General features: G+C 66.9%; 11 protein-coding genes. 9 read left to right on the top strand and 2 right to left on the bottom strand.

Annotated elements, in window-relative coordinates:
* Positions 1-118 precede the first annotated feature (118 nt).
* The 3 genes from DEJ47_RS36485 to DEJ47_RS20790 are packed head-to-tail and all read left to right on the top strand — an operon-like array spanning position 119 to position 3047.
* Complete coding sequence (locus DEJ47_RS36485) at positions 119-541, top strand: hypothetical protein (RefSeq protein WP_190415483.1); 423 nt, start codon at positions 119-121, stop codon at positions 539-541.
* A complete protein-coding gene (locus tag DEJ47_RS20795; RefSeq protein WP_150170492.1) occupies positions 538-1647 on the top strand; it encodes a long-chain fatty acid--CoA ligase in 1110 nt (369 codons plus the stop codon). The genes DEJ47_RS36485 and DEJ47_RS20795 overlap by 4 nt, the downstream gene beginning before the upstream one ends.
* Positions 1647-3047 (top strand): aldehyde dehydrogenase family protein, encoded by a 1401-nt coding sequence (locus tag DEJ47_RS20790; RefSeq protein ID WP_150170490.1) that lies wholly within the window; start codon positions 1647-1649, stop codon positions 3045-3047. Before DEJ47_RS20795 ends, DEJ47_RS20790 begins: the two co-directional genes overlap by 1 nt.
* Before the next feature lie 19 nt (positions 3048-3066).
* Here the strand turns inward: DEJ47_RS20790 and DEJ47_RS20785 are convergent, their stop codons facing one another.
* Positions 3067-4257, bottom strand: a complete 1191-nt coding sequence (locus DEJ47_RS20785) for a ParB/RepB/Spo0J family partition protein (protein WP_150170488.1) — start codon at positions 4255-4257, stop codon at positions 3067-3069.
* 334 nt (positions 4258-4591) lie between these two features.
* Between DEJ47_RS20785 and DEJ47_RS20780 the strand changes: the two genes are divergently transcribed.
* The 4 genes from DEJ47_RS20780 to DEJ47_RS20765 all read left to right on the top strand — a co-directional run bounded on the left by DEJ47_RS20780 (position 4592) and on the right by DEJ47_RS20765 (position 7910).
* A complete protein-coding gene (locus tag DEJ47_RS20780) occupies positions 4592-5509 on the top strand; it encodes a LysR family transcriptional regulator (RefSeq protein ID WP_150170486.1) in 918 nt (305 codons plus the stop codon).
* 444 nt (positions 5510-5953) lie between these two features.
* Positions 5954-6163: a hypothetical protein gene (locus DEJ47_RS20775; RefSeq protein WP_150170484.1), complete on the top strand. Its 210-nt coding sequence runs from the start codon at positions 5954-5956 to the stop codon at positions 6161-6163.
* Positions 6164-6483: 320 nt separating this feature from the next.
* Positions 6484-7419 (top strand): DUF6192 family protein, encoded by a 936-nt coding sequence (locus tag DEJ47_RS20770; protein ID WP_150170481.1) that lies wholly within the window; start codon positions 6484-6486, stop codon positions 7417-7419.
* A 2-nt stretch (positions 7420-7421) separates the two neighbouring features.
* Complete coding sequence (locus DEJ47_RS20765; protein ID WP_150170479.1) at positions 7422-7910, top strand: hypothetical protein; 489 nt, start codon at positions 7422-7424, stop codon at positions 7908-7910.
* Positions 7911-8084: 174 nt separating this feature from the next.
* On the opposite strand, the gene DEJ47_RS20760 is transcribed toward DEJ47_RS20765, so the two are convergent.
* Positions 8085-9149, bottom strand: a complete 1065-nt coding sequence (locus DEJ47_RS20760; RefSeq protein WP_150170477.1) for a hypothetical protein — start codon at positions 9147-9149, stop codon at positions 8085-8087.
* A gap of 1402 nt (positions 9150-10551) precedes the next feature.
* Here DEJ47_RS20760 and DEJ47_RS20755 point away from each other — a divergent pair.
* Positions 10552-12066, top strand: coding sequence for a type I restriction-modification system subunit M (locus DEJ47_RS20755; protein ID WP_223828427.1), 1515 nt, complete (start codon positions 10552-10554; stop codon positions 12064-12066).
* Entirely contained in the window at positions 12059-13264 is a 1206-nt protein-coding gene (locus tag DEJ47_RS20750; protein ID WP_150170473.1) for a restriction endonuclease subunit S, read from the top strand. Before DEJ47_RS20755 ends, DEJ47_RS20750 begins: the two co-directional genes overlap by 8 nt.

Below are 13264 nucleotides of genomic sequence, written 5' to 3'. Positions count from 1 at the left end.
CGGAGGCACCCATGCACAGTCACGCACCGCGCACGAACCGTCACGTCCTGCGAGTGCTGCCATGAGGGTGGACGTCGCCTGGTGGCACCTGGACGGCACCCCGCAGACGATCGACTCCATGCGCGAGCACCTGCGCGACCACACCCTCGACCGGTGGACCCAAGTGCCGGGCCTGCGGCTGAAGATCTACTTCGCGGACCGGGAGCGGAACCGGTGGGGCGCGGTGATGCTCTGGGAAACGGACGAGCGCCCGCCGCTCGACGAGCTGCCCCCGAACGCCGCCCTCGCCCTGATCGGCAGGCAACCCGACGTACGCGCCACGTTCGAAGCGGAAGGAACGGTGGAGGGGCTGCACGATCTCGCCTCGCTGCAGGCGCTCGGCCCCGCGTTCGACGGGACGGCCGGAGCGGTGTTGACACCGCGGAAAGGCGCCGGTTCCAATGCGACGGTTATTCCGAGAGGGCCGGGAGAGACACGAGAGTCATCAGGTCTACGAGAGAAATCGCCGGGCGGCACGTCGGAAAGGAAAGCGACAACATGACGTCGAACACGTCGAATACCTGGGAAATCCTCGACCTCCCGCCCGGCGTCCGGCCCGACCCGGACGAATACATCAAGGCCGCGATGGAGTGGCACTTCGGCCCCGACACCGGCTCCCCCTACTGGCTGGAACGCGCGAAGTCCCTGGACTTCGACCCGCGGACCGAGATCACCTCGCTGGCGGCCCTCGTACGCTTCCCGAACGTCGCCTCCGAACTGCGCACCGTCCGCGCCGAGGACCTGATCCCGCGCGGCTACGGCGAAAACCCGGACGTACGCGGCGTGTTCGAGAGCGGCGGCACCACCGGCGCCCCCAAGCGAGTCGTCCTGCACGGCGACTGGCGCCGCCGGCTGCTCCACTGGACCGGCGAGCAACTGGACGCCCACGGCTTCCCGCGGGGCGCAAACTGGCTGGGAATCGTTCCCAGCGGCCCGCACATCGTCGGCGAGTTCTTCCGGGGTTCGGCAACGACGCACGGCCGCCACGGGTTCACCATCGACCTCGACCCGCGCTGGGTGAAGCGGCTGATATCCGGGGGCCGCGGCGGCGAGGCCGACGACTACGCCGAGCACGTCGTCGACCAGGCCGCCGACGTACTGCGCTCCCAGGACATCGGCATCCTCACCGTCACCCCGCCGATCCTGGACCGCATCGCGCGCCGCGACGAACTCGTCGAGCTCATCAACGACAAGGTCAGGGCGATCCGTTGGGGCGGCACGCAGCTCGACCCCGACTCCCGCCAGGTGTACCGGACGGAGATCTTCCCCGACACCGTCTTCTCCGGGAACTACGGCAGCACGATGATCCTCGGCTTCGCCGGTGAGCGCCCCGGCCTCGGCGACGACGACCCCTGCGTCTTCGACACGCTCAGCCCGTACGTCACCTTCTCCGTCGTCGACCCGGAAACGATGCGGCCGGTCCCGTACGGGGAGCGCGGCCGGGTCGTGGCCAGCCACGTCAGCAAGTCGTTCCTGCTCCCCAACAACCTCGAACGCGACCTCGCCACGCGCGTCGAACCGCTCGACGGCGGCCCCGGCGACTCCGTGGCGGACATCGCGCCGGTCAGCAGATTCGAGAACGAGGACGTGGTGGAGGGGGTGTACTGATGCCCGCCTCTGCCTCCGAGGAGCCGGTTCAGCAGCCCCTCCAGCTGGACGCCCTGGGGCCGCGCGGCGAGTTCCGCGCCAGGAACCGCCAGGTGGTCCCGGACGTGACGGGCGCACCCGCCGCCGAACTGAGCCTCGTACCACCGCCGTTCGTGAGCCGCGCCCACTCGGCGCTGCGCCGCGCGGAACCCGCTCCGCCGGACGAGCGCGTACGCCGGATCGCCGCCGCGGCCGGCCTCTTCGCGACCGGCACCGTCGCGGGGCTGGGCGTGGCGGAGTACCGCCTCCTCGTCAGCCGCGTCGGCGGCGTCCCCCTCACGGAGGTCGCCTCGGCGGTCGACCGCATCGCGGAACGGCTCCGTGACATCGGCACGGGCCTGGACCGGGCGCGGCCCGCGGGCGCGGTCACCGACTGGCGCGACCCGCTGGTCCGGAGCGGCCGGGCCGCCCACACGCGGCGTGGCGACGTCTTCGCCGTGCACGCGGCGGGCAACCATCCCGGCACCCACAGCCTGTGGCCCGAGGCGCTCGCGCTCGGCTTCCGCGTCGCCGTACGCCCCTCGCGCCGTGAACCGTTCACCCCGCACCGGCTCGTCTCGGCGCTGCGCCTCGCGGGCTTCGGGAACGACGAGATCGCGCTGCTGCCCACGGACCACGCGGGAGCCGACGCGGTCCTGCGGGGCGCCGACCTCGGCCTCGTGTACGGCGGCGAGGACGTGGTCCGCAAGTACGGCGCGGACCCGACCGTCCTGCTCCAGGGCCCCGGCCGCTCCAAGGTCCTCCTCACGGCCGACGTGGACTGGCGCGACCACCTCGACACGATCGTGGACTCCGTCGCCGGGCGCGGCGGCACGGGCTGCGTGAACGCGACGGCCGTGCTGGTGGAGGGCGACCCGACGCCGCTGTGCGAGGCGCTCGCGGAGCGGTTCTCGGCGCTGCCGAGCCTGCCGCCGGAGCACCCGAAGGCGGTGCTGCCGGTGCAGCCCGCGGCGGGCGCGCGGGCACTCGCCGAGTACGTGGGGCGCCGCGCCGAGGGGACCCGGCCGTGGCTGGGCGCGGACACGGTCGCCGACGAACTGGGTGACGGGAGCGCGGTCCTTCGCCCGGCCGTCCACCAGCTCGCCCGCGCCGACGCGCCGCAGCTCGGCGCGGAACTCCCCTTCCCCTGCGTATGGGTGGCGCCGTGGACACCGTCGGACGGCCTGACCCCCCTCCGCGACACCCTGGTCCTGACCGCCCTGACCCACCGGGAACCCCTACTGGACCGCCTCCTCGCCGATCCCACGATCGCGAACCTGTACGTCGGCGACCACCCGACGCACTGGATGCGCCCCGGGCTGCCGCACGACGGCTACCTGTCGGACTTCCTGATGCGCACGAAGACGCTGATACGCACCTGACGCCACGCGGCCGGCCCCGTCACCGCTGGGCGGCCCGACTGTCCACTTCCTGCGCGACGTTGAGCCAGACCTCTCCGCAGGCGCGCGCCACGTTCGCCACCATGTCGACGCAGTGGGCCGGCACGCTCTCGATGAGCCGGCTCCACTCGTCCGGCGGCAGCGTGGCGGCGTCGAGGAGCCGCAGGAGCAGCCGTCCGGAGTCGGTGAAGCGGATGGAGGGATCCCGCTTCAGGATGGGGATGAGGTCGGCGGCGCTGCCGGTTTCGGCGGGGGTGGTGGTCGTCGTCCGCGCCCCTGACGACACGGTCGCATCGGTCGTATGGGCAGTGTCGACCGCTGCGGCCGCGTCGGCCGTGACCCGGGCGGACACGGATACGGTGAGGGCGCTCCTGGCTGCTGTGGAAGCCCCCACCGGCGCCTCACCGACGACCGAGAGACCGGGTGCGCCGGACGCGTCGGGTGCGCCGGGCACACCCTTAGGCTGCCGCTGCGACTGCGGCTGCAAGTGCCGACCGGCACCGGCCCTCACCCCCGCCACAACGGCCGCCCCGTCCCCCGTCTCCCCCTCCGCCAGCCTCCTGCGCACGTCGCGCGCGGTGGACCGGGAGACTCCGGCGGCCCCGGCGATCTGCCGCAGGGTCGCGTCGGGATGGGTCCGGATGAACTCGCCGGTCGCGGCCCGCGCCACACTGCTGTCGACCGGCCGCGTACGTCCGTCACGCCCGATCCGCACCGGCGCGGCGGGCAGATCGTCGCCGAGCCGGCGCCGGATGCTCCCGACCGTCTTGGGCGAGAGCCCGGCGAACGAGGCGATCATGCGGTCGGACCACTGCGGATGGGACTGGATGATCCGCGTCGCCGCGGCGTTGCGGTCGGCCCGTGTCAGGGGCAGCCCGTGGGTGGTGTTGGCCTGAACGGCCACGACGAAGACGTCGGACTCGTACCCGTCGAGGAACCGGACGGCGATCTCGCGCTCGCCGCGCAGCACGGTGGCCCGCAGCCGGTGCATTCCGTCGATGACGCGCATGGTCGGCCGGTGGACGAGGATCGGCGGCAGATCGGATCCGGCCTCGGCCAGGACCCGTATGTGGTCGGCGTTCTCACCGACGAGACGCGGCGAGTCGGCCGACCACAACTGGTCGACGGCTATCCGCTCGACCGGCAGAGAATGCGGCCGAATTTCCCAAGGTTTCTTCTCTTTCGCATACATATGAACCCGTCGCCCCCTGTTCAGAGTTCGCCCGCACGCGGAGGTAATCCCTCGCCCCCGCAAAGCGGAATCAAAAATTCCCACCGCCGCACCCAGCCGTAAACGGAACTCGCAACGACACCGGAAACAGGAATAGTTGTTTACTTAAATTACCGCCCAGGTACCCCCTGGGGCCACTGTGACAGCGACCACGCACGCCAGACTCACACATGATCAAGCCAAATCCAGCAAAGAACTTGACACGCCGCTACTGGACGGATCCTCGACGCCCCCTCAACCGGAATTCAACCAGAAGCAACACACCTGACCGCCCGCCTTACTAGAATTAAGAGCCATGGAACTAAGGCAGCTCGAATACTTCGTGGCGGTGGCCGAAGAGGAGAACTTCACGCGCGCCGCGGAGCGCGTGCACATCAGCCAGTCCGGAGTGAGCGCCCAGATCCGGCAGTTGGAACACGATCTCGGCACGTCCCTTTTCGACCGCTCGGGCCGCAGCACGAAACTCACCCCGGCCGGCCGCGCCGCCCTGCGCCACGCCCGCTCGGCCCTGGCCGCCGTGGACGCCGTGCGACAGGCGGTGGACGAGGTGAACGGTCTGATCCGCGGCAGGCTCGTCGTCGGCATGGTGACGGCGTGCACGGTCACCCCGCTCTTCGACGCCCTGTCAGCCTTCCACCACCAGTACCCCGGCGTGGAGATCACCCTCCTCGAGGACACCTCCGACCGCCTCATGGAACGCCTGCGCGCGGGCACGGCCGACCTGGCCCTGATCAGCACCGCGGGCACACCCCCGCCGAGCCTGGAGTCCTACGAGATCATCCGCGAACCCCTGGTCGCGGCCATGCCCCCGGCCCACCCCCTCTGCGCCGAACCCGAGGTGACCCTCGCGGACCTGACCCAGCACTCGGTGGTGAGCCTCCCGACGGGCACCGGAGTGCGGAAGGTCTTCGACGAGGCGTGCGCGGCGGCGGGGGTCCACATGGAGATCGCGTTCCAGGCCGGCGCCCCCAGCGCGATCGCGGACCTGGCGATCCGTGGCCTCGGAGTGGCGATCCTCTCCGACTCCCTGGTGGCCCAGCACCGCCCCCACCTGACGACCCGCACGATCACCGACATCCCCACGGAGCCGGTCCTCTCCCTGTCCTGGTCCACCACGGACAACCCGGCCCTGCGCCAACTGATCCACCACTGCCACACGTCGTTCTCCCGCCCGGCCCCGATCCCGTCCCCGCTCCCGGAACCGGTCCTCTGACGACCTACCCCCCGAACACAGAAAACCCCAGGTCAGATTGGATCTGACCTGGGGTTCCAGATGAGCCGCCTTCGGGATTCGAACCCGAGACCTACGCATTACGAGGGCCCGCAAGATCATCCCGGCTGGTGCCGAGCCGTGCCCAAGAATCCCGTTCCCCCAGGTCAGAGGCATCCGACCATGATCATCGTGACGCCGGGTCCACCCTTGTGCCACCCAGTCCGCTCACGCAGCGCTCACGCAAGGTCGCTTCCGATCGGGCCGCCAAGGAAGCGGGGTACAGAGCCATGCCTGGCCGCCAAGCCACCCCTTGAGCGCTGGCACGACAAGGGAACGGCAGGAGCTCGAGATCTACCGACACCCAGCCCCCCGGCTGCTTCGGTGCCCAGCAACATAGCGGGGGCCGAAACGCCCGTATGCCAGTACTTCACTACCCTGCTGAACGTGGGGGCACCGGTGAGCGAAACGAACCTGCCAGCATGGCGGCACCCGCTGTTGCGTTTACACCACCACTGGGTTGAGAAGCACGTGGTTCCGGCCGAGAAGGCTGCAGCCGAGCTGGGCATCGACTTCAACGCTTCAGCGATCCGCAAGGCACTCGGCTACCAGCGGTGGACGTACCACCGCAGGCTGAGAGGGCTCGCGATTCTATGAGCGAGGCGGTGGAGGGTGTCGAACCCATGGAAGGTGATCACTTCCAGCACGTGCCAGCCGAGCTCCTGTCGGGCTTGATTGCGCAGTGCTACCAAGATGCGCCCCCGAGCGACCAGCAAGGCACGTTCTTCATAGGAGTAGTCGGCCGGATAGCTTCCGTGGGACACCCGGCACCCCCAATAGTCGCCCCCACCGCCTATAGGCGGCGATTCCGGCATTAGAGTTATTATCCACCTAAGCGGAGTAAATTGGGCTAGGTGTCACAGGAATGCGCCGACAGGTACGCATGGCCCCGTATCCGACACGCGAGGAGGCTCCTCGTGACGACCCTGACAGTCCCTGGCGGGTACACCAAGACCGCGTGGGAGAAGATCGTCCGCCGCGGGCGGAAGCTGATGAAGGAGAAGTCCGGGATCCAGTGGGCTCTCGGAGATCTCGTCATTGAGGCGCTTGATGGGCACAGCCGTGGACACGGCGAGGTGACGCAAGTGCTCAAGATGCTGTCACACCAGATCGGCGCCAATCCCGAGACGTTGCGCAGCTACTACGACGTGGCTCGGCAGTGGCCGAAAGCGAAGCGCCGGAAGGATGTGAGCTTCTCGGTGCACGCAACCCTGGCTTACGTACCTAGCCGGTACACCTTGATCCGTAAGGATCCCTACGACCCCTTCACCAAGGAACACCGCTGGACGGTGAACGAGGCCGAGAAGGTCGCGAACCGTGCCGTCCACACGCCGACCAACCAAGCGGAGCGTCTTGCCCACACCCGTCGCCTACTCCACACGGAGGAAGATGCGGCCAAGGCGGTCACCGAGATGCTCGGGCGCCCGGACGTCCGAGCCCGCCTCGCATCCGACCAGCACGCCCGGCACCTGATGCGCCAGGCACAGTACGAGCACTGGCGCGAAGTCGACGAGGCAACGGAAGCCGAAGCAGAGCTGGTCTCGGCGGACGACGCCGCAGAGGTGGAGGAGGAGTTCGACGAAGAAGCCGCTCCCCTGGGCGTTCAATACAGCGAAGCCCCGATGGAGATCCTGCGGTTGATCGGGGCGTTCGCCTCCTTCTCCGTCTCGCTCCAGCGGATCATCCCCGAGGTCCACACCCAGGACTACACCGAGGAAACCAAGCAGGCGGTCCTCGACAACGTGCACAAGGCGCGCATGCTGCTCGACTGGTGCGAGACCGCCATCAAGACCGGAAAGACTGACCCGGACAAGGCGCTCGCGCGCCTGATGAAGGACGAAGAAGGCGAGTAAGCATGACGACGACGCGCCGCCAAGCGGCGCACGACAGTGGAGAGGACATCTGGAGTCGGGTGGCAAAGGCCGGAGAGGACGGCCTCCCTCCGGAGCGGGCCATCGGCCGGAACACCCGGGGCCAGTTTGAGCGAGGCAAGAGCTGGATCCGAGACGTCAAGTGCGGAGCTGAAAAGAAAAGCTTCGTCAGGTACCGCGGCCACTACTCGGTCACCCTTAACCCCGACAAGTGCACGGCCTACGCGGCCGAGCGGCTTCAGTCCCTGTACAAGCAGGCCGTGCGCATCTACAAGTCCTCACTGAAGGAGCTGCCTCCCGAATCACAGGAACTCCTCACGGTGACACTGCTGACCAAGCAGTTGCAGTCCATCTTCGACGCGATGGATATCCTCAAGGCCGCCGGCTTCTCCCCAGAGACTGCGGCGGCGAAGGCCGCGGCAACAACCCCCGCGAAGAAGTCTCCGGCAACGTCCAGGAGCCGGAAGACCTGACCGCACAACCAACCGCGGGTCGAGACGAGGTGGGCCCACATCCAGGGTGGACCCACCCCGCCAGTTCGACGATCGCTGTGCCTGGGCCCGTCAGCAAGTTACGCCGGTCCATTTGAGGCCGGAGTCCGTTCGGGACGCGGGCAGCCGGGTCCGACCACCGGCCCAGGCGCGAAATCAGCCGCCGAAAGCCGCCTGGAACGCACTCTGGCCCGCCTGCACGAGCATGGCCAGCCCGGGAGTCGCCGTCCCGATGTCCGTGAGTGCTGTCTGCAGCCGTTCGTACGCGGCGCGGACCCTGCCCGGTTCGGGCTGGTCGGCGCTAGCTGCCTCCTCCAGCACCTCGGCGTCCAAGATGATCTGGCTCTGCTGGTCGTCAGCAGCGCCCAGGTTCGGCGCGAACTGCCTGACCATCTGGGCGAACTCCGCGAGCTTGGAGGTGTCCAGGCCGACGTGGTTGTTCTGGAGGACGTGCTGCTGAGAGCCGGCGACGAAGCCCTGCGAGTTGGTGATGTTGTAGGTGTCGCCGCCGTTCGGCCGACGGCTCAGGTAGTCGTTCACGCTTCCTCCGGCGAGTACGCAACGTGTGCCGTTGGCGGTGATCCGGACTATGGCACCGTTGTCCGTGGAATGGATCTGAACGAGGCCGTTTTCGGCCAGGTAATCCAGGGCGCTGAGGACCTCGTCCTCGGCCAGAAGATCCCCGGCGAAGCTGCACTGGGGATCGTCCGCGTACGACAGGACCGCGACGGCGTCGTCCCTGCCGCCGGTACGCAGTACCCACTGCAGTAGCACCTCGCAGGCGTGACGGAAACGAGCGACTGCGTCAGTCCGGAGGTCCAGCAACCGCTTGCCCTCCAACACACCGTCGTCCGAGGGATACACCTCCGAGTCGGTGCTGTCGAAGGTCTCTACCACCTGTACGAGCCCGAGCCTCTTCAGCCGGAGCGCCATCTCTGCGGCTTCGGTCGTCGGGAGCCCTTCAGATTCGAGGAAATCGGCTACGTCGACGAAGTGACCAGGGCTGCGGCGGGAGGCGTCGTACAGCCAGATCAGGAGCCGGGAGAGGTACGGGTCGCTCTCAATCCCGCTCGCGCTCGACAGCGCCAGTGTCCCGAGGCTCGGCCCCTCGACCTCGACGGGAACGCGCACGGGATGCTTGCGGTTCGCTCGCTCGAACTCCTTGGCGATCTCCCGCTGCATCTTCTCGATGGCGCGCCTGTTGATCTTGAATCCTGCCAACCCGGACCTCCTGGGGTCACTGATCCCACAAGGGTAGACGGCACCACTGACACCGCTGGTTTCTCAAACGCGTACGCACCCTGGATCGGGCCTTACCCGCCTGACGCGGCCCAGTGCACTCTCCGTCGCGAGACCCGACTATGACCTTCCCCCAGTCCAAACGATCTTTGGGAATGAATTAGGGGCCCGAACCACCTAGTGGATCAAGTCCCTGACCTGGCACTTCTCTGTCGGGGTGACGGGATTCGAACCCACAACCGCTTCGTCCCGAATGAGGTCCGGACAAGATCGACACCTCTGTTTCTGCTGAAAGTGCAGCTCAGAAGCTTGACCTGGACTGGTGTGGCGGGGTCTCGGTTGGCCTCTGAGGGGAGACCATCTCCCAAACTCCTCCCAGCGCCTGGTGCTGGGACGGTGGCCTGTCGGCGCGCTGTATCCGTGGGCGCCTCGCGGTAGCAAGTTCGCACGCGGGTCAGGGCAGCTCAGCTCGGGCGGCCCCTGCAGGGTGGCACGAAGGCCGGCAGGTTTACGTCGTGAACAATGACGACGAGGTCACATCGGAGAGGGGGGCGGCCGGCGATGCCGGAGGCGAGTGAGCTACGGACGACCCCAGTGGAAGCGGACAGCAGCTCGCGGATGCGGTCAGCAGGGCAGCTGGGAGCCGCCGGTTGGCGTCGGTCAGTTCGTCGCCTGCAGATCGGTCGAAGCCGACGGTGGGCACGTGCAGTCCTCCTGGGCTGGCGGTGCTGCGAGCGGGGGCGGGTGGCATCAGGAGGCGAGCGAGGAGCTTGGCCTTCGTGGCGGTCCAACACTCGCTCGCAACGCTGTCGCCGAGCGCGGTGTAGAGGCCGGCGAACACGTCGCAGACCCGGCCCTCGGGGAGGCGAGGCAGTAGACGGAGGGCCAAGTCACGAGTTGACTGGCCTTTTTTGGGGCCGCCTTCGGGATTCGAACCCGAGACTACGCATCACGAGGGCCTGCAAGATCATCCCGGCTCGTGGCGGAAGGCACCACGGATCCTCTCTCCCGAGGTCAGAGACCTACGGCTGCGAACCCAGGTGCCACCCAATCCACCCTGGCCCACCGCGTCCGCTCACGCACCGCTCACGCAGCGCCAGCCCGGTGACGGCCTACCCGAGCTCACCGAACAGACCACCTGCGGCTCCTCACCCTCCTTCTTGAGCCTCCTATGTTCAGCTCCGAGGAGATGGCCCGCTCGTTCCCTGTGACTCGGGCGCGGAGACGCGAGAAGAAGTCTCAGTGTGTCGGCGATCACGCTCGGTTCGAAGCATGGGTGGCTGGTCATCGCCTGGAGGGCATCACTGCCCCGTAGCGGACTCCCTCAATGTCGGTGCCCTCCTCCATAATCGAGGCACCGTCTTCAACGAAGGACCTCATCTCCGTGACGATCACCCAGCACGAGCTCGAATCCCGGCTGTGGGACGCCGCGAACGCGCTTCGCGGCCCCGTCGACCCCGCTGACTTCAAGACCTACGTCTTCCCGATGCTGTTCTGGAAGTGGATCAGCGACACCTGGGTTCACGAGCACGACGCGGCGTTCGATGCGTACGGCGACGACCTCGACGACGAGATCGAGGCTGACTTCCACAGGTTCGAGCTGCCCGAGGGCACGCTGTGGAGCGAGGTCACCGAGAGGGTCACCAACCTCGGTGCGGAGATCGCGAAGACCTTCCAGCGAATCGAAATGGCCAACCCCCGCTCGCTCGCCGGCGTCTTCGGCGACGCCTCGTGGGGCAACCAGGAGCGCATCCCAGAGTCGGCACTGCTGGGGCTCATCCGTGCATTCAACAAGATCAGGCTCGATCCGTCGACGGTCTCGCACGACCTGCTCGGCGCGGGCTACGAGTACTTGCTGAAGAACTTTGCCGACGAGTCGGGCAAGAAGGCTGGCGAGTTCTTCACGCCCCGTGAGGTCGTGAACCTGCTCGTCGGGATCCTCCAGCCTGAGCCCGGCGAGTCCGTCTACGACCCGTCCTGCGGCTCCGGCGGGATGCTGGTCGCAACGATCAACCAGCTGCGCGAGTCCGGCAAGGACCACCGCACACTCAGGGCGTACGGCCAGGAAATCAACCTGACGACGGCCTCGATCGCCCGGATGAACCTGTTCCTGCACGAGATCGAGGACTTCGACATCAAGCGCGGAGATACCCTCCGCGCTCCGGCGTTCAAGGCCCCCAGCGGTGCGGTCCGCCAGTTCGACGTCGTGATCGCCAACCCGCCCTTCTCGCTGGCGGATTGGGGAGCGGACCGCTGGTCCTCGGACCCGCGAGCAATCTGCGGCGTTCCGCCCGCGAAGAACGGCGACTACGCCTTCGTCCAGCACATGGTCTCGTCCATGAAGCCCGGATCCGGCCGCGTCGGTGTGGTGATGCCCCACGGCGTGCTATTCCGCGGAGGCGCGGAGGCGAAGATCCGCCAGGGCCTCATCGAGAAGGACGTCCTGGAAGCCGTCATCGGGCTGCCACCCAAGCTCTTCTACTCGACCGATATCCCAGCATGTCTGTTGATCTTCCGCGACCAGAAGCCAGCTGAGCGCAAGGATCACGTGCTCTTCATTGACGGCTCGGCGCGGTTTGCCAAGGGCAAGAAGCAGAACCTGATGTCCGAGGATGACGTCAGAGCTGTCATCGGGGCCTACCAGACAGGTAGCGACTCAGCGGGTGAAAGCGGTGCGAACGTCCGGCTAGTTCCGCTCGAGGAGATCGAGCAGAACGGCTTCGACCTGAACATCGGCCGCTACATCAAGGTCGCTGCAGAAGAGACGGCTGATCTGGGCACCGCGCTCGTGGCGTATGCCGACGCCCGACAGCATCGCATCGACACCGAGGCTGTCATGTTCGAGCGGCTCGCAGCGGCAGGCGTCGACCTGAGCGTGTTCGGGGTGTCCAGTGAGTGAGTGGGAGCGAGTCCGGCTCGACGAGGTCGTCGCGCTCGACGTCGACGCGGTCCCGGTCACGGCGACGGCCTCCTACAACATCGTCGGCGTCTTGAACCGCGGTCGGGGCCTGCTGCTCCGGGATCCGATTGCTGGCGATGAGACCTCGTACAAGACGCTGAATCGCATCCGGCCGAACCAGATCGTCTACAGCCGCTTGAAGGCGTTCGAAGGAGCGATCACCGTTGCTCCTAACAATCTGGGGGAGGTTTACGCGTCGCAAGAATTTCCCACGTTCACCTGCGGCGAACGAATGCTTCCCGAATACTTCCGTCTCCTTACGACCACAAAACGCCTGTGGGAGCAACTCCAGGCGTTGTCGACCGGCATGGGCGGCAGACGGGAACGGGTCAAGCCTGCCGATTTTCTGACGATTGAAGTTGCCCTCCCGTCCTTGCCGGAGCAACGCCGCATCGTCGACGTTATGGCATCGGTGGACACACAGATTTACGGGTTGGATGCAGAGAGGCAGAAAGCAGCCTCATTGCTGGCAGTCGTTCGCGACGCACATCCCGAAGGCGCCGAACGCGAACTACGCAGCGTCATTTCCGGAATTCAAGGCGGAAAGAGCGTTCAGACTTCGGACGAAAAGCCGCGAACCGGAGATCCGGCTGTCCTGAAACTGAGTGCAATCCAACTTGGCGCTTTCGTAGGCACCGAAGCAAAGCGGCTCGCTGATCTGACGGGTTACACCAACGCCCATCAAGTGACAGAGGGTGACCTTCTTATCACTAGAGCCAGCGGTTCATTCGATCGCGTCGGCTATGCCGCCATCGCGCGAAATGTAGCACCTCAGACCTACCTACCTGACCTTATCTGGCGAATTCAAACAAAGCCCGAGGTCTGCCAGACGCCGTTTCTAGCACATCTATTGTGCTCCCCGTCGGTGCGCTCAACTATCACAGCATCAGCGCGCGGGACCGCATCAATGAGGAAGATCAATAAGGCCCTGTTGGGTTCTCTGCGTCTACCGATTCCATCGCTTGAGGAACAAGCCAAGTACGTTCAGCACTGTGATGCTGTCGCGTTCGCAGTAGCAGACCTGGACCTGGAACTTGCCAATCTCCGCGCCTTCCGTTCGGCGCTGTTGGCCTCCCTCCTGAACCAGGAAATCGAGATCCCGGAAGCGTACGACGCTCTACTCGCGGAGGTGTCCTGA

Origin of the sequence: Streptomyces venezuelae (genome assembly GCF_008642355.1) — a bacterium.
Taxonomy (GTDB): Bacteria; Actinomycetota; Actinomycetes; order Streptomycetales; family Streptomycetaceae; genus Streptomyces; species Streptomyces venezuelae_B.
This window is presented reverse-complemented; position numbering and strand designations above follow the sequence as displayed.

What these genes read in the sequence shown, in the direction of transcription:
- DEJ47_RS36485 (WP_190415483.1), top strand. Translation starts at nt 119, where the DNA reads ATGCGCGAGCACCTGCGCGACCACACCCTCGACCGGTGGACCCAAGTG.
- DEJ47_RS20795 (WP_150170492.1), top strand. Translation starts at nt 538, where the DNA reads ATGACGTCGAACACGTCGAATACCTGGGAAATCCTCGACCTCCCGCCC.
- DEJ47_RS20790 (WP_150170490.1), top strand. Translation starts at nt 1,647, where the DNA reads ATGCCCGCCTCTGCCTCCGAGGAGCCGGTTCAGCAGCCCCTCCAGCTG.
- DEJ47_RS20785 (WP_150170488.1), bottom strand. Translation starts at nt 4,257, where the DNA reads ATGTATGCGAAAGAGAAGAAACCTTGGGAAATTCGGCCGCATTCTCTG.
- DEJ47_RS20780 (WP_150170486.1), top strand. Translation starts at nt 4,592, where the DNA reads ATGGAACTAAGGCAGCTCGAATACTTCGTGGCGGTGGCCGAAGAGGAG.
- DEJ47_RS20765 (WP_150170479.1), top strand. Translation starts at nt 7,422, where the DNA reads ATGACGACGACGCGCCGCCAAGCGGCGCACGACAGTGGAGAGGACATC.